The organism is Enterococcus salsurae, assembly GCF_054784955.1.
This window is the reverse complement of sequence record NZ_BAAHWY010000004.1, coordinates 335145-350681: the sequence shown is the minus strand read 5'-3', so window position 1 is coordinate 350681 and position 15537 is coordinate 335145. Positions and strand designations below refer to the sequence as shown.

The window sequence follows — 15537 nt, the reverse complement described above, 5'->3', positions numbered from 1 at the left end:
AATTAAAAAAATAGGTGTTAATTTTGGTGGGATAGCCGATGTCTCTTTCGTGTACAGTACAGATACACAGAAGAAAGGGTGACAACTATGACTACAGCTTTTGGGCAGCAGCTCAGAACCTACTTAGGGGAGGAATCAACATGATCACAGAATTGACCCAGATCGACCATTATTATGAGATGCTGGTAGAAAAGAATTCGCAGTATGAAGGTATTTTTTATGTAGGCGTCAAGACGACCGGTGTTTTTTGCCGCCCCACCTGTCCCGCCAAAAAACCATTAAAAAAGAATTGCGAATTTTTCGGCGATGCCCAGGAGGCCTTGTTGGCTTCTTATCGTCCGTGCAAGCGATGCAAGCCCCTGAGTGCGCCAAGTTATCTGTCGCCAGATGTCCAACGACTAGTGGATGCTGTAGAAGCCAATCCAGAAAGGAAATGGACGGATAAAGACTTTGATTCCTTGGCGATCCACCCGAATACTGTCCGCCGACAATTCAAAAAATATTTTGGTATGACTTTCATTGAATATTCCCGCGCCCGCAGACTGGGCCTAGCTTTCAAACATATCCGTCAGGGCGAACCCATCATCGATGCCCAATTGGAGGCGGGCTTTGATTCAGGCAATGGGTTTCGGGATGCTTTTGCCAGAATCATGGGGGAGTTGCCTTCCAATAGCAAAGAAAAGCGCGTCCTGTATTCTACATGGCTTGAAACCAAATTAGGGGCGATGCTTGCGATCAGTGACCATGAACAGCTGTATTTGCTGGAATTTGTTGATCGGCGAGGATTGGAAACAGAAATCATGATGCTGCGCAAACGCTTGAATGCAGTCATCATCCCGCAACAGACGGAGATTATCCAACTGTTGACACAAGAGCTCAGTGAATATTTTAATGGACAGCGGATGATCTTTACCGTTCCATTGGCGATGGTCGGTTCGCCTTTTCAACAACAAGTCTGGCAGCAACTGCTGCAGATCAACACTGGAGAAACGTATTCCTATAAACAATTGGCACAAGCCATTGGCAATGACAAAGCCAGCCGCGCTGTGGCGAATGCCAACGGCAAGAATCAGCTGTCGATTTTGATTCCTTGTCACCGTGTCATCAATAGCGATGGCACCCTTGGCGGCTATGGCGGCGGACTAGAACGCAAAAAATGGCTACTGGCACTGGAGCAAAAAATGGCCCAGTCACTGTCAGAACCAAGCACCGTACCAATTGCCTCGGCCCGTTGATCCTGATTTCTATACGCATACACAGCACGTTGGTCGCTGGTATGCGTATTTTGCTAATTCCGTATAAGCATATTCGTTTACAACTTACAAAAAGTAAGTTAAGATTATCTCGAATTCGAAATAAATGAGGTGAATGATATGACCCATCAAGAAGCAGCATTAACTGCCTATATCGGATTGCTTCGAACAGCCAATCAATTAGCACAAATGGCCAAAGCAGATGTCCGCTGTTATGGATTGAATATCACCGAATTTTCAGTGATGGAACTGTTGTATCATCGAGGCACCCAAGCGACTCAGGCTATTAAAGAGAAAATTTTGATTGCCAGCAGTACAACGACCTATGTCATTGATCAGTTAGAGAAAAAAGGCCATGTGCAAAGACAACACAGCCCACACGACCAACGCATCAGTTTGGTTTCTTTGACCGAATCGGGAAAAACGTTGATGGATGCAATTTTTCCTTCTCACGTGCAGCAGATCGAACAGCTATTTGACGCTATCAGTACGGAAGAATTGACGACATTAAAATCGACCTTACGAAAAATCAAACAACCATAGAAAAGGGGAGCTATCATGAGAACACAAGACCAATTATTAGGAGTACACCATGTCACTGCAATGACCAGTGACGTTGAACGGAACTATCACTTTTTTACGGATATTCTAGGGATGCGCTTGGTCAAAAAGACCGTCAACCAAGACGATATCTATACATATCATACTTACTTCGCGGATGACATTGGTACACCGGGAACGACGATGACTTTTTTTGATTTTCCACAGACGTCAAGAGGCAGTAAAGGAACCAATGCAATCACAAGAACCAGTTTTCGTGTCCCTTCTGATGCAGCATTAGACTATTATGCCCAACGACTGGATACCTTCTCAGTCAAACATGAAGCAGTAACGACGGTTTTTGGCACAAAAGTCTTGCGCTTTTGGGACTTTGACCAGCAAGCGTACCAATTGATCTCTGATGAAGAGAACCACGGTGTCGCTGCAGGTACACCATGGAAGAAAGGCCCAGTGCCACTAGAATTTGCTATCTATGGATTAGGTCCAGTAGAAATCACAGTATCGTACTTCACAGATTTTAAAGGCCTGTTGGAAAATGTCTTTGGCTTTCAAACCATTGCCCAAGAAGCCAACCAGGCATTGTTGTCCGTGGGGGAAGGCGGCAACGGTGGGCAAATCGTCTTGATCGAAGATGCGACAAGTCCGCAAGCGCAGCAAGGGGATGGTGAAGTGCATCATGTCGCTTTTCGTTTAGCAGATCGGGCCTCTTTGGCAGTCTGGCAAGAAGTTTTTGACAATCTAGGATTAAGCAATTCAGGCTATGTCGATCGTTATTACTTTGAGTCACTGTATGTCCGTATCGGTCATATTCTCTTTGAACTTGCCACGGATGAACCAGGTTTCATGGGGGATGAACCGTATGAAACGCTTGGTGAGAAACTATCTTTAGCCCCATTTTTAGAAAATAAACGCGACTATATCGAAGGCGTGATCACACCTTTCAATACAGTACGGCAGTAAGGAGCCGCCCATGCAACCAATCGATCATATCCATCATATATCTGCGATCGTTGGCGATCCACAAGCCAATGTCGCCTTTTACCGTGACGTATTAGGCTTGCGCTTGGTGAAACAGACCGTCAATTTTGATGATCCCTACACCTACCATTTATATTACAGCAATCAGGCAATCGACAACGGCACGATCATCACCTTTTTCCCATGGGCTAATGCGCATGCAGGGCGTGTGGGCAGTGGTCAAGTCGGGCGCATTGCTTTTCGTATTCCGAAAGGTACAAGTGACTATTGGCAAGAAAAGTTGACCACCGCGGGGATTCAGGTACAAGAAAGTACCCTATTCAATCAAAAAACATTGGTACTCGCAGACACCCATGATTTGGCTTTGGCGTTGGTCGAAGCCGAAGAATCAGCAGACACACCTGCTATTTTGGGCTTTCATGGGGCGGTGCTGTTATCGGCACAACCAGCAGCCACGAGTCAAACCTTAACGCAAGATCTAGGCCTTCAACTGATCAAGGAAACAGATACCAGCAGTCACTTCCAAACCGTGGGCAAATGGCAACATGAGATCGTTGTGCCGCACCAGGCCATGCCAGCAGGGCGTTGGGGTGTCGGCACTGTGCATCATATTGCCTGGTCAGTACCAACTGATGCTGCCCAAAAAGAATGGCAAACGTATCTGCACGGAGAACAATATGGGGTGACAGAGGTCAAAGACCGCAACTACTTTCACGCTGTTTATTTCCAAGAACGAGGATCGATCATTTTTGAGATAGCCACAGAGGCACCAGGATTCTTGGTGGATGAACCGCTGGCTTCAGTTGGAGAAAAATTGATGTTGCCGCCGCAGTTTGAGGCACAGCGCAACGATATTATGGCCCATTTACCACAGCTGCACATCGATTGATGCAGCAGAAAGGAGCAGATATGCGACAAATAGACCCAGCGACGTTGACCCAAAAAGAAAATTATAAGCTGTTGATTGGCTCTGTGATTCCAAGACCGGTAGCCATTGTGACGACACTGTCTGAATCCGGTGTCCTCAATATCGCGCCTTTCAGTTTCTTTACGATCGTCAGTTCTGACCCTGCCATCGTATCGATTGCAGTCCAGCGCAAAGAGGGCGCAGCCAAAGATACGGCGCGGAATGTCCTAGCGACCAAAGAAGCGGTCATACACATTTTGGATCAAGATAATGTAGCCGCCGCCAATCAAACTGCCGCGCAACTACCAGCTGGTGAGAGCGAATTGACAGTTGCCGATTTTACGACAGTTCCCTCCGCAACGATTGCGGTTCCTGGTTTAAAGGAAGCGAAAGTACGTTTTGAGACCAAGTTGTATCAGCATGTGCCCATTGAGGCAGGCAGTCAAGTTGATTTATTGTTGTTTCAAGTAACGGCCTATCAAATTGATGAAAGTATTTATCAAGAAGGGAAAATCGATCCCTCCGGCTTACAGGCGGTCAGTCGCTTGGCCGGCAATACATACGCCACGATTGGCGAAATGTTCGATATCAAACGACCGGAGTGAATAAAGGAGGACAAATGATGCACGCCCTATACCAAGCAGGACAACCAGAGGCACCGGTGCTGGTGTTGTTACATGGCACAGGCGGTGACGAACATTCGCTGCTGGACGTTGGTCGCACGCTTTCTCCAGAAGCATCTCTCCTCAGTTTTCGAGGGGACGTGCTGGAGAACGGTCTGCGCCGTTACTTCAAACGATTGGCAGAAGGTATCTATGATGAAGCAGATCTGGCACAACGGGGGGATGCATTGGCCGCCTCGATCCAAGATGCGGCAGCAACCTACGACTTTGCTATGGATAAAGTGGTGCTTGTTGGCTACTCGAATGGCGCCAACATCGCCATCCGGCTCTTGCTGACCCAGCCTTCCGTCTTTAACAAAGCCATATTGTATCATGCAATGTACCCTGTCAAAGACCTACCAGCTGGGGGTATCGCTCAGACGCGCGTCTTTATGAGTTTTGGCTCCCATGATCCCATCGTGTCAGCGACAGATGCCGCCTATGTCAGAAAACTTTTCACAGATCGCCAAGCAACAGTCACAGATAGTTGGACACCGAGTCATCAGTTGACGTATCAAGAAGTGGCAGAATCGAAAGCATGGTTGGCGAAATTTAGGTGAAATGAAAGCTAAGGACTTGCTAAAGTAACACATTATATGCTGAATTGGATAAAAATAAAAATATATGATATAATTGAGTATGAATAAAATATCATTTGAGACGTATAAGCGGCCTAACGGTCATGACGAATTTCTAGAATGGTTAGAAACATTACCCAAAAAAGATAGTGCAAAACTTTTGCGTACGATTGAAGAAACAGAAAGAAATGGTATGCTTGTAGCGCAACGTTTGAAATGGGTGAAGAAATTAGACACCAATTTATATGAGTTGAGAAGTAAGGTAGGATCGAATATACAAAGAGCGATATATTTTCATGTGATACATGGAAGATATGTAATCACCCATGGCTTCACCAAGAAAGCCGAAAAAACGCCAATAAATGAATTAAATCATGCAAAAGAACTGAGAGAGGAGTGGTTTGCTCATGCTGATCAAAGATGTGATTGAAGAAAAGAAGAAAGATAGTGAATTTTTAGAAGCATATGATCGAGAAGGAAGAAAACTTAGTACGGCAGTCGCTCTCTATCATGCCCGCGAAGAGGCAGGGCTCACGCAAGCCGAGCTTGCACAAAGAGCACATACAACGCAAGCTACAATCGCTAGAATCGAAAGAGGAGATAACGTTTCATTTGATAAACTGGATGATATTGCTAGAGCGTTAGGCAAAAAACTAGTAGTAGAATTTGCTTAACGAACTTGGCAACCACTTCTTTAAACAAACTTTTCTTAAAAAATTGATAAAATGAAAATAAATTTATTCGTACTTGAAAAGCGAGAAAAGGTAAAAATATAAGATGTAAGATGTATCCCCTTAACCAGTAATAGAAACTAAATAGATCAAAATCAATGCACACGCCCTGTTAGATAAGGAATCTTACCTAGCAGGAAGTGTGCATTGATTTTTGTATTCGTGTGACCTTATCAAATATCCGCAAGCAAATGATGTGCTACAAAGACCCAATTGCCTCTACGATCCCAGTCTCACCATTGATCACTTCAAATTCTTTGCCTATCGTATCCTTATTTTCTAAAACGGCCACTAGGGTTGCTGCGACATCTGCTCGTGAGATTGGCCCATAGGCATTGCGCTTGCCAACGGTCACTTTCCCTGTGCCAGGTTCATCGGTTAACCCACCAGGGTGAACGATCGTCCAATCCAGATCTGTCCGATTCCGCAGCCATTCATCCGCATAAAATTTGGCAATCGTATAAGAGCGCAAGCTGTTTTCTTTCAGCAGTTCTTCTCGATCCGCGCGGAACGTGCTGACCATGACAAAGCGTGAAACGTCGGCTTTTTTTGCAGCTTCCATTGCTTTGACTGCACCATCTAAATCGACAGCAAATGTTTTTTCCAATCCTTTTCCTCCCGCACCAGCGCTAAAGATGATCGCGTCAACACCTGCTGCGGCTTGGGCAATCTCATCGATCGAACTGGTAGCAATGTCTAATAGGACGGTTTCAATGTTTCGTTCTTCAAAGAAAGCGACTTGGTCAGGATTTCTGATCAATGCTTTCTCGCTGATAGCAGCATGGTCGCTGACTAGGTCTGCAAAGTGTTGTCCAACTTTTCCATAAGCACCAATAAATAAAATCTTCATATCCATTCTCCTTTATCTTTTCTGTCTGTTGCTTGATCCGTCTCGTACGAATCTGTCCGTTTAAAGGAACCATGTCAAGCATAGCACGCAGAAAGAAGGCTGACAAATGATGTGGATTGCTGCATATATGAGCGATAGCAAGTTTATTTTTTATGATTTGTCGTCTTTTGCTTGCCTTGGCGTACACACCAAGGTTTATGATAAAGACCATAGAGGAGGTCGAGAAGATGAATATCAAAAAAGCTGCAGAAATGTTTGCCTTGAGTACAGACACGCTCCGCTATTATGAACGTGTGGGGGTGATTCCACCGGTGCATCGCAACAGCAGCGGGTATCGGGAATACAACACAAATGATTTGAATTGGATCTATTTGGCCAAAAATCTGCGTAATGCAGGCTTATCTGTAGAATCATTGATCGAGTTTGCCCAATTGGCACAGTTGCGAGAAACCCAAAACGTGGAGGCTGCCCAAAAGCAGATTCTTTATGATCAATTGGATGAGTTGGACAAAAAATTGGCAGACATGCAGGAAGTCAAAGAGTTGTTGGTATACAAAATCGATACCTATGATGACCATATTGCGAAATTCAAAGCCGGCGAGAGAAGACCAGATAAAGTAGAAAAATTATGGGAACGAAAAAAATAAAGAGATTTCCCTTGCGTTGTAGTGGACTTCAAGGTTTAGAGTAGTGACTGTACTGAAGAATAAAGGAGGATATACGATGCATACAATGACATTGAATAACGGTGTAGAAATGCCGCAATTAGGGTTTGGCGTATACCAAATACCTTTGGAAGAAACAGCCGAAGCAGTATACGAAGCAATCAAAGCAGGGTATCGCTTGATTGATACAGCAGCTGTTTATGGCAATGAGAAAGAAACCGGCGAAGGCATCGCTCGGGCCATCAAAGAAGAGATCGTGACCAGAGAAGATTTGTTTGTCACATCGAAACTGTTCATTTTGCAAACACCTGAGGACAAAGCAGCAGCAACGATCGACCATTCTTTAGCAGTGATGCAGTTGACTTACTTGGATCTCTACTTGATCCATCAACCTTATGGTGATGTTTATGGTGCTTGGCGCGCATTGGCGGCGGCCCAAAAAGCGGGCAAAGTCCAATCAATTGGCATCTCCAATTTCAAATCTGCCAAAATGATTGAATTTGTTGGACTGACCGAGGTCAAACCGCAAATCAATCAAATCGAAGTCAATCCATGGTATCAACGGGAAGAAGACCAAGTATGGCACGACAAATATGGCGTGCAGATCGAAGCCTGGGCGCCTTTTGCGGAAGGCCGTCATGGATTGTTCCAAGACCCCGTATTGACAGAAATCGGCGCGCAATATGGCAAGACGGCAGGACAAGTTGTCTTGCGTTGGCTGATACAAAGAGGGATTGTCGTGTTGGCAAAATCCGTCCGTCCTGCACGCATGGCCGAAAATATTGATATCTTTGATTTTGCCTTAACAGAAGAAGACATCGCGAAAATCACGGCATTGGACAAACAGGAATCGGCTTTCTTCGACCACGATGCACCACAACAAGTCGAATGGTTCATGAATCGTATGCTGGATACAGAAAAATGACCCGTGTATTGATCATTGGTGCGGGTGGCCAAATCCCTCGTTATTTGATTCCGCTATTGCAGGCACAACCAGCTATCACTGTGACACTATTTGGTCGTCATGCTGATACGCTGCCTTATGATGGTTTACGGAAAATCACGGGCCAAGCCGACCAACTGTCAGACTTGGTAGAAGCGATGCAAGGCCAAGACATCGTCTATATGAATTTTGATGACAAAGCAATCACAGAATTGGTGATCACTGCGATGCACCAAACGGGCATTCGGCGAATCATTCAAGCAGGGGTTTTAAGTGTCTACGGTGAAGTAGCAGAACCCTTTGCTGCATGGAATACCCGCATGATGGGCGGAGCTGTGGCCAAAGGTCGCGGCATCGAAGCCCTCGAAGCAAGTGATCTTGATTATGTCTATTTGCGAATGACCTGGTTGTATAATGGCCAGCGCAAGGATTATGTTGCTAGTCCCAAAGGTGCCCCTTTTCTGGGCGCACATGTGACCAGAAAAGCGATCGCACAATTTGTCTTGGACACCCTCACTGGCAAGCGGGAAGACCACCGTGCCAGTATTGGTTTATGGGAACCCGGCTCAGAATATAAAACGAAACCTGATTTTTATTGAAGATCTAGCTCCTGATACGCGCTAAACGATCCTGTATAGGGGGCCGCTTCATGGCCTCCTATTTTAAATTGATACAGAAAATAAGCATACGAGCTGACAGCAACACAAACAATCGAGGATGGTTAGACACCATCGAGATAGGATAAGAAGGGAATCAATTGAACAAACAACGATTTGGTATCATCCTGCCAATTACATTATTGGCTTATTTTTTGATTTTGATGGACAATTCCATTATTTTTACAAGTTCGATCGAGATCGGACAAAGTTTACATTTAACCGCTACCGCTCTTTCGTGGGTATCAAGTGCCTACACCCTAACATTTGGCGGCTTTTTATTACTGAGTGGCCGGTTATCTGACTTGCTCGGTAGAAAGCGAATCTTTTTGATTGGCTTGACCATCTTCGCCATCAGTTCTTTTCTGATCGGCAGTGCGCAAGATGCGACAACCATGATTTTCATGCGGGCTTTGCAAGGGATCGGTAGTTCGATCATTGCACCAACGACATTGGCTTTGATCATGGATGCGTATCAAGGCACCATGCGGCAAAAAGCCATCGCTTACTACGGTGCGACCGCAGGGATTGGCGCAAGTGTAGGCTTGCTGGTAGGAGGTGGCTTGACTAGTTTGATTTCCTGGCGCGCTGGTTTCTTGATCAATGTGCCATTCACCCTCCTATTGATCTTGCTGACAATGAAATACATTCACGCAACCCCTGTCAAAACGGGAAAAATCGATTATTTAGGCAGTATCTTATCGGTATTCAGTTTGGTGGGCATCATTTATGGCCTCACTGAATCAATGTGGTGGATCTTCAGTCTAGGCATTGTCTTGCTGGTGCTCTTTCTCTATTGGGAATCTCGCTGTGCATCACCCATCTTGCCCTTGGTCCTGTTTAAAAACAAGATCCGCTTAGGCGCCTATTTCACACGATTGTTGTTCATGATGGCAATGCTGCCCTTATGGTTTTTCCTGCCACAAATGATGCAAAGTCAGTACGGCTTTAGCGCCTTCGAATCAGGGTTGGCCTTTTTGCCATTAACGATCGTCAATTTCATTGTAGCGTTGCAGCTGCCGCGAGTGACGGCAAAATTTGGCAATTATAGAGTCTTGCTGCTGGGAGAAGTGATTTTGGCAGCTGGCCTTGCTGCACTGGCATTGACCGACACTACAAAAGGGTACTGGCTGGCAATTTTCTTGCCAATGCTCATTTTAGGTATCGGTCAAGGGTTGATTTTGGCGCCAGTAACCGCAGCTGGTGTCCATGAAGCTTCAGATGAAATGGCGGGTATCGCCAGTGGCGTCACCAATATGATGCACCAAATCGGCGGGCCGATCGGGCTTTCGATCATCGTAACCACCACACAAGTATTTCATCAAGAGATGTGGTGGCTGGTTGGATTTACTGTAATCGCATGTATTGTCGTTGGGATATTGGTCAATGAGTAAGATAATAGTAAGAAATCTTTTGCTTAGTATAGGCAATTTAAACACCAGCTTCTTCTATGAATAGTAAGAAGCCGGTGCTTTTTTGGTTCCAAAACCGGAAATGGAGGCATTTCGATAGATAACAGATATTATTTGAATGAATTGAGATAAACGTCTTATCAATATTTTCACTAAATAGTGAAATTATTGATTTTTAATTTTTTATCATATGCTATATTGTTTGATTTGTAACAAAGTTTGATCATAATTATAGTTCAAACACGTTATTCTAAAAAACCTTCGTTAATGAGGATGAATAAATAAGGTCTTATTTTTCAAAGATTTATTTACAAACACGATTAGATTACAGTTGCTTTTTTTAAACAACATTCAGTTATTTTATTTTTTGAAAACGAAGGGTTTTGAGACAGATGGAGTAAAGGGGTGGATAAACAGATCGAAAGAAATGGCGCATATTCTTTTGGAAAAACTCTGGTAACGTTGTTGATTAGGGTGCGCTGGTTCTTTAAGAGTATGTGCCACAGATCTACATAAAGAGTAGTCGGTCGTATCCTTGATGGCTTTAAGACAAAAATGAATTGGCACTAGGTAAGGATTAAGCAGTATAGAATAATGAAAGGAGGGTCTAAAAACTATGAATGTCAATCAAATTGATACACCTAAAGAATATTTATATTATTTTGACGAAATCATCAAAAAAAGTCGATGTTCTAGTAAGTACCCTAAAATTTATATGTTTTACCAAACGTTATCTGCACAGTTTATGACCCACTATCAACAAGAAGAACTCTCTTTGTTTGAAAAGATGTCCAAACTTTTGGCAATTGACGCACAACTGCAGATTATTGTGGAATGTCTTGACCAAAGCAAAGAAGATTTTATAGAATCATTTGAGGAAGAAGCATTTATCGAAATGGTTGAAACAGACAAAAAATGCTATTATAGGGAATTATCCGGCTACAATATGAGCACACCACCTCCATGGGGCCTGATCTATTTAAGTGAAGATCGATAGATGGTATCTCCAGATCTGGCCGTATCGTTTATGTTTATGACAAAACTGAACAGGCGAAGAATGTGCAGGAAGCCGATGTTCAGTCGGCTTTTTGCAAGTTTTCTTGGCAAATCGCATATAGGCAAAAATGATGTTGCGTAGACACCGTTTGCCTCTATTACATATGTTGTCTAATCCTTAATCGAGATTCTTTACTATTTGTAGAGATGGGTCATCGCTTTTGCATTAAATCCGTCCCAAACTGGGACAGTTTTTAGGAGAGCTATAATATTTTTTCAGATAGGAAAGCACCTCAACACATCATGTGTCCAATGATGTGTTGAGGTACTTTTTGTGGAAAGAAAAGATAAGGCATCTCTTGGAAATCAAAATCATTTGGCGCTTTTTTATAAGGATAGTCAGGACAATGCCAGTTCAACCGCCGCCTTAGCATGGATCAGTGTCGTATCGAAGACTGGCAGATCGACATCAGGTTGTTCAATCAGCAGGCCAATTTCCGTACAGCCTAAAATCACGCCTTCAGCGCCGCGTTTCTGTAAATCTCGAATCGCGCGGAGAAATGTGGCTTTCGATGTTTCTTTGATGACACCATGACACAACTCATCAAAGATGATGCGATTGAGTTCAGAGATCGCTGCCTCATCTGGAATCAGCACGTCGATGCCTTGATCGATCACCCGTTGTTTGTAAAAATCTTGCGTCATGGTATAGGTTGTTCCTAGCAACGCGACTTTCTTGATCTGTTTCGCCTGCAGATTTGTGACAGTCGCATCGGCAATATGAATGATAGGAATCGAAATCGCTTGCTGGATCTGAGGGGCTACTTTGTGCATCGTGTTGGTACAAATCAGCAAAAAGTCAGCGCCAGCTCGTTCCAAGGATTGGGCATAGCCAGCCAGGATCTCACCGCTCTTTTCCCATTCATTGTTCTTCTGACAGGCTTCGATTGCCTCAAAATCTACACTCGCCAATAGAATCTGGGCAGAATGCAGACCACCAAGTGCTTCATTGATCTGTTTGTTGATCTGTTGACAATAGGTGATGGTACTTTCCCAACTCATACCGCCTAATAGTCCGATGGTTTTCATGGGCGCCTCCTTTGTTTTTTGTTTAGATGTTGTGTGTATTGTATAGATAAGATATGTGCGCAATTATATCTTATTTGAGAACTATGCTTATGATACCACGAAAAATTTGCGAAGATCTGTTTGATTTTTTAGAAGGGGGCGGTGTGGGGGAGGGGTTGAATATATAGATGCAGGTTTACTTTTAAAAAAAGATGATTTTTGTCGTAGTTTATTTAAACCTCATCTATTATGATGGAGGAGGAAGAGTATTCAATAGTTGTAGGTGAGAAAGAAGAAATCATTCAGTCTGAAGAGTATGAGATCACAGTACCTAAAGAGAAAAAAGAAGTAGCTAACTAGTTCTCATCGTAGTGAAAAGGAGAGAATAAACATGTTCCATGGTAAAAATCTGCAAGTTGTTAGAATGTTGCAAGGACTCTCACGCAAAGAACTTGGTGAAAAGCTCAATGTGTCAGAACAATCTATTTGGCAATTTGAAAAGCAGATGATAGAACCGTCCTTTGAAAATATTCTTAAAATGAAAGATATATTACAAGTACGATCAGATTTCTTCTTTGAAGAATTTATTGTGGAGCAAACTTTCTTTGAAACAAATGTTGCCTATCGAAAAGCAGATGTATCTTCGAGAAAGAAAATCAATAGTGAAGTTGTTTACTTAAATATCGCTGCCAAAATGATCAACTATCTTGAATCATTTGTAAATGTTCCCCCTAACACTTTATTAGCGCTTAGAAAAGAAAGCTTCAAATGGCTCAATGATGGAGGACTCAATGCGAAAATTGAAGCCGCTGCAGAGCAGGCAAGAAGGTTCTTGGGTATTTATCAGGACAATAGCAATCTTTTATTGTCCTTAGAAAAATCAGGTATTTATGTCTTAGAAAAGAATATAGGCGGAAAAGCAGATGCCTATAGTGCATGGTCTACAGAAGACATACCTATTATCGTGCTTGGCATAAAGAAGTCGGCAGTAAGACGAAATTTCGATTTAGCGCACGAATTAGGTCATTTGCTATTGCTTGCGCATGTTGATTTTGGGGTGTTGGATAAGACAGAAAGACAATTGAAAGAAAGAGAAGCTGATTATTTTGCTTCATGCTTTTTACTGCCCAACGAAATAATACAATCGGAATATAAACAATTGAAAAAAATATCAAATCCTGATAGCTATGCACCATTGAAATTAAAGTACAATGTTTCAATTCAGGCGCTGGAAATGAGAGCCTATAAACTAGGTTTCCTCACTCCAAAGCAACACAGTTATTTTTATCGTCAAATTGCACTCAGAGATTACAGACAAGAGGAACCTTTGGACAAAGAAATCACGCTAAAACGTCCAGGGAAAATCAGGAGTATCTTCAATTTGATTTTAACGAATAAATTAACTGACTTGCAGAGAATAGAAAATGAGTTTAAATGCCAAAGACAACTTCTGGAAGAAATGTTTTCGATTGAACCTGCTTTTTTTGCGCCATTTGAGGAGCAAGATAAATTTACCGATTTGAATAATGTGTTGAGGGTTGAGTTTTGAGATGGTTATGGAGAGCTATGGCAGAATTAGTGGTTTAAAAAAGCTTGGGAACACTGATTGGTCAGTGTTCTCAAGCTTTTTCGTTCGATTATTCCCACTCCACAGTAGCAGGTGGTTTACTCGTAATATCATACACGATCCGATTTACGTGAGCGACTTCGTTCACGATCCGCACGCTGATTTTTTGCAAGACATCCCAAGGGATTCGGGCAAAGTCAGCAGTCATGCCATCGATAGAGGTTACTGCACGGATACCGACAGTATAATCGTAAGTCCGGCCGTCACCCATCACACCAACAGAGCGGATGCCAGGCAAGACAGTGAAATATTGCCAGATGTCGCGGTCTAAACCAGCATTGGCGATTTCTTCTCTTAAGATCGCATCAGAATCACGGACGACTGTCAGTTTTTCTTCGGTTAATTCACCTAAGACACGAATACCTAAACCAGGACCAGGGAAAGGTTGGCGCCAAACGATGCTGTCAGGCATGCCAAGTTGGGTCCCTAATTCACGGACTTCATCTTTGAATAATGTGTTTAATGGCTCGATCAATTTGAATTGCATGTCTTCAGGTAAACCACCCACGTTATGATGCGATTTGATGGTTTGTGCTGTTTCAGTGCCTGATTCGATCACGTCGGTATAAAGGGTACCTTGCGCTAAGAATGACACGCCTTCTTCACCGGCCAATTTTGTTGCTTCGTCATCAAAGACATAGACAAATTCATTCCCGATGATTTTACGTTTTTGTTCAGGATCAGAAACGCCGGCCAATTTAGACATGAAACGTTCTTTGGCGTCAACTTTGATGATGTTCAGACCAAATTTACCGCCTAAACTTTCCATCACTTGTTCGCCTTCATCTTTACGCAATAAACCATGATCCACAAAGATACAGGTCAATTGGTCGCCGATCGCTTTTTGTAAAAGGACACCGACAACAGAAGAATCCACACCGCCGGAAAGGCCAAGCAAGACTTTTTTGTCACCGACTTGTTCACGGATTTTGGCTACTTCCATATCGATAAAGTTATCCATGGTCCAATCGCCAGTACATCCGCAGACATCGATCGCGAAATGGCGCAGCAAATCATTGCCGTATTCAGAATGGCGCACTTCTGCGTGGAATTGGATGCCGTACATTTTGCGGGCTGCATCTTGGATCGATGCGATTGGGCAGTCCTTGCTTGTCGCGACTACGTCAAATCCAGCAGGTGCGGCTGTCACTAAATCGCCATGACTCATCCAAACCGTTTGTTTGTCTGGTGTGTTTTGGAACAAAGCTGCATCCGAAGACAAGACTTCTAATTCTGCTTTGCCATATTCACGGTTTTTTGCGGGCTCTACTTTGCCGCCTAGTTTATAAGTAATCAACTGCATACCGTAACAGATACCCAGAACTGGGATGCCTAGTTCAAAAATTTTCTCATCGATACCGAAAGAGTTTTCGTCATAGACGCTATTTGGTCCACCAGAAAGAATGATCCCTTTTGGATTCATGGCCCTAACTTCTTCAGCGGTAATGCGGTGGCTCAATAATTCAGAGAAAACACCGAACTCGCGGATTCGGCGCGTAATCAGCTGGTTGTACTGACTACCGTAATCGAGTACGATAATTTTTTCGACGTTTGGCAAGTTGTCAACGTTTGTCACAATAAATTACCTCAATTCTTTTAATTTTTATTGAAAAAGGAATGGTCCTTTCAACAGCATAACATAATGGAAGG

Annotated in this window: 17 protein-coding genes; 14 read left to right on the top strand and 3 right to left on the bottom strand. The window is 43.4% G+C overall.

All coding sequences use genetic code 11. From position 1 onward, the window contains the following. Nucleotides 1–140: 140 nt before the first annotated feature. From ACYVRS_RS11870 to ACYVRS_RS11835, 8 genes are all read left to right on the top strand, one after another. The gene (locus ACYVRS_RS11870; protein ID WP_461203407.1) at nucleotides 141–1235 is read left to right on the top strand and encodes a bifunctional transcriptional activator/DNA repair enzyme AdaA; all 1095 of its coding nucleotides are present in this window, start codon (nucleotides 141–143) and stop codon (nucleotides 1233–1235) included. A 138-nt stretch (nucleotides 1236–1373) separates the two neighbouring features. Beyond that, nucleotides 1374–1796, top strand: coding sequence for a MarR family winged helix-turn-helix transcriptional regulator (locus ACYVRS_RS11865; protein WP_461203406.1), 423 nt, complete (start codon nucleotides 1374–1376; stop codon nucleotides 1794–1796). A gap of 15 nt (nucleotides 1797–1811) precedes the next feature. Then, nucleotides 1812–2774 carry a ring-cleaving dioxygenase gene (locus ACYVRS_RS11860; protein ID WP_461203405.1) on the top strand — a complete coding sequence of 321 codons (963 nt, stop codon included), beginning with the start codon at nucleotides 1812–1814 and terminating at the stop codon, nucleotides 2772–2774. Nucleotides 2775–2784: 10 nt separating this feature from the next. Beyond that, the gene (locus ACYVRS_RS11855; RefSeq protein WP_461203404.1) at nucleotides 2785–3681 is read left to right on the top strand and encodes a VOC family protein; all 897 of its coding nucleotides are present in this window, start codon (nucleotides 2785–2787) and stop codon (nucleotides 3679–3681) included. A 20-nt stretch (nucleotides 3682–3701) separates the two neighbouring features. Next, complete coding sequence (locus tag ACYVRS_RS11850; protein ID WP_461203403.1) at nucleotides 3702–4304, top strand: flavin reductase family protein; 603 nt, start codon at nucleotides 3702–3704, stop codon at nucleotides 4302–4304. 17 nt (nucleotides 4305–4321) lie between these two features. Further along, complete coding sequence (locus ACYVRS_RS11845; RefSeq protein WP_461203402.1) at nucleotides 4322–4921, top strand: alpha/beta hydrolase; 600 nt, start codon at nucleotides 4322–4324, stop codon at nucleotides 4919–4921. Between the two features lie 79 nt (nucleotides 4922–5000). Then, nucleotides 5001–5369 carry a type II toxin-antitoxin system RelE/ParE family toxin gene (locus ACYVRS_RS11840; RefSeq protein ID WP_313539487.1) on the top strand — a complete coding sequence of 123 codons (369 nt, stop codon included), beginning with the start codon at nucleotides 5001–5003 and terminating at the stop codon, nucleotides 5367–5369. Further along, nucleotides 5347–5613 (top strand): helix-turn-helix domain-containing protein, encoded by a 267-nt coding sequence (locus ACYVRS_RS11835; RefSeq protein ID WP_054115659.1) that lies wholly within the window; start codon nucleotides 5347–5349, stop codon nucleotides 5611–5613. The genes ACYVRS_RS11840 and ACYVRS_RS11835 overlap by 23 nt, the downstream gene beginning before the upstream one ends. Before the next feature lie 256 nt (nucleotides 5614–5869). Here ACYVRS_RS11835 and ACYVRS_RS11830 read toward each other — a convergent pair whose 3' ends face one another. Beyond that, nucleotides 5870–6520 carry an SDR family oxidoreductase gene (locus tag ACYVRS_RS11830; RefSeq protein ID WP_313539482.1) on the bottom strand — a complete coding sequence of 217 codons (651 nt, stop codon included), beginning with the start codon at nucleotides 6518–6520 and terminating at the stop codon, nucleotides 5870–5872. A gap of 227 nt (nucleotides 6521–6747) precedes the next feature. Here ACYVRS_RS11830 and ACYVRS_RS11825 point away from each other — a divergent pair, with 227 nt between their 5' ends. From ACYVRS_RS11825 to ACYVRS_RS11805, 5 genes are all read left to right on the top strand, one after another. Beyond that, the gene (locus tag ACYVRS_RS11825) at nucleotides 6748–7167 is read left to right on the top strand and encodes a MerR family transcriptional regulator (RefSeq protein ID WP_313539480.1); all 420 of its coding nucleotides are present in this window, start codon (nucleotides 6748–6750) and stop codon (nucleotides 7165–7167) included. 76 nt (nucleotides 7168–7243) lie between these two features. Continuing rightward, complete coding sequence (locus ACYVRS_RS11820; protein WP_313539478.1) at nucleotides 7244–8110, top strand: aldo/keto reductase; 867 nt, start codon at nucleotides 7244–7246, stop codon at nucleotides 8108–8110. After that, nucleotides 8107–8727, top strand: a complete 621-nt coding sequence (locus ACYVRS_RS11815; protein WP_461203401.1) for an NAD(P)H-binding protein — start codon at nucleotides 8107–8109, stop codon at nucleotides 8725–8727. The genes ACYVRS_RS11820 and ACYVRS_RS11815 overlap by 4 nt, the downstream gene beginning before the upstream one ends. A 158-nt stretch (nucleotides 8728–8885) precedes the next feature. Next, entirely contained in the window at nucleotides 8886–10178 is a 1293-nt protein-coding gene (locus ACYVRS_RS11810) for an MFS transporter (RefSeq protein WP_461203400.1), read from the top strand. 634 nt (nucleotides 10179–10812) lie between these two features. Continuing rightward, entirely contained in the window at nucleotides 10813–11193 is a 381-nt protein-coding gene (locus tag ACYVRS_RS11805) for a DUF7006 family protein (protein ID WP_312499797.1), read from the top strand. Between the two features lie 398 nt (nucleotides 11194–11591). On the opposite strand, the gene ACYVRS_RS11800 is transcribed toward ACYVRS_RS11805, so the two are convergent. Next, the gene (locus ACYVRS_RS11800) at nucleotides 11592–12281 is read right to left on the bottom strand and encodes an aspartate/glutamate racemase family protein (protein WP_461203399.1); all 690 of its coding nucleotides are present in this window, start codon (nucleotides 12279–12281) and stop codon (nucleotides 11592–11594) included. 370 nt (nucleotides 12282–12651) lie between these two features. On the opposite strand from ACYVRS_RS11800, the gene ACYVRS_RS11795 reads away from it, so the two are divergent. After that, on the top strand, nucleotides 12652–13809 hold the full coding sequence (locus ACYVRS_RS11795) for a spr1629 family repressor/antitoxin (protein ID WP_461203398.1): 1158 nt from the start codon (nucleotides 12652–12654) through the stop codon (nucleotides 13807–13809). A gap of 88 nt (nucleotides 13810–13897) precedes the next feature. Here the strand turns inward: ACYVRS_RS11795 and guaA are convergent, their stop codons facing one another. Beyond that, nucleotides 13898–15463, bottom strand: a complete 1566-nt coding sequence (gene guaA, locus ACYVRS_RS11790; protein ID WP_461203397.1) for a glutamine-hydrolyzing GMP synthase — start codon at nucleotides 15461–15463, stop codon at nucleotides 13898–13900. Nucleotides 15464–15537 lie beyond the last annotated feature (74 nt).

What these genes read in the sequence shown, in the direction of transcription:
- ACYVRS_RS11825 (WP_313539480.1), top strand. Translation starts at nt 6,748, where the DNA reads ATGAATATCAAAAAAGCTGCAGAAATGTTTGCCTTGAGTACAGACACG.
- ACYVRS_RS11845 (WP_461203402.1), top strand. Translation starts at nt 4,322, where the DNA reads ATGCACGCCCTATACCAAGCAGGACAACCAGAGGCACCGGTGCTGGTG.
- ACYVRS_RS11865 (WP_461203406.1), top strand. Translation starts at nt 1,374, where the DNA reads ATGACCCATCAAGAAGCAGCATTAACTGCCTATATCGGATTGCTTCGA.
- ACYVRS_RS11850 (WP_461203403.1), top strand. Translation starts at nt 3,702, where the DNA reads ATGCGACAAATAGACCCAGCGACGTTGACCCAAAAAGAAAATTATAAG.
- ACYVRS_RS11830 (WP_313539482.1), bottom strand. Translation starts at nt 6,520, where the DNA reads ATGAAGATTTTATTTATTGGTGCTTATGGAAAAGTTGGACAACACTTT.
- ACYVRS_RS11835 (WP_054115659.1), top strand. Translation starts at nt 5,347, where the DNA reads ATGCTGATCAAAGATGTGATTGAAGAAAAGAAGAAAGATAGTGAATTT.
- ACYVRS_RS11840 (WP_313539487.1), top strand. Translation starts at nt 5,001, where the DNA reads ATGAATAAAATATCATTTGAGACGTATAAGCGGCCTAACGGTCATGAC.
- ACYVRS_RS11815 (WP_461203401.1), top strand. Translation starts at nt 8,107, where the DNA reads ATGACCCGTGTATTGATCATTGGTGCGGGTGGCCAAATCCCTCGTTAT.
- ACYVRS_RS11820 (WP_313539478.1), top strand. Translation starts at nt 7,244, where the DNA reads ATGCATACAATGACATTGAATAACGGTGTAGAAATGCCGCAATTAGGG.
- ACYVRS_RS11870 (WP_461203407.1), top strand. Translation starts at nt 141, where the DNA reads ATGATCACAGAATTGACCCAGATCGACCATTATTATGAGATGCTGGTA.
- ACYVRS_RS11800 (WP_461203399.1), bottom strand. Translation starts at nt 12,281, where the DNA reads ATGAAAACCATCGGACTATTAGGCGGTATGAGTTGGGAAAGTACCATC.
- ACYVRS_RS11795 (WP_461203398.1), top strand. Translation starts at nt 12,652, where the DNA reads ATGTTCCATGGTAAAAATCTGCAAGTTGTTAGAATGTTGCAAGGACTC.
- ACYVRS_RS11805 (WP_312499797.1), top strand. Translation starts at nt 10,813, where the DNA reads ATGAATGTCAATCAAATTGATACACCTAAAGAATATTTATATTATTTT.
- ACYVRS_RS11855 (WP_461203404.1), top strand. Translation starts at nt 2,785, where the DNA reads ATGCAACCAATCGATCATATCCATCATATATCTGCGATCGTTGGCGAT.
- ACYVRS_RS11860 (WP_461203405.1), top strand. Translation starts at nt 1,812, where the DNA reads ATGAGAACACAAGACCAATTATTAGGAGTACACCATGTCACTGCAATG.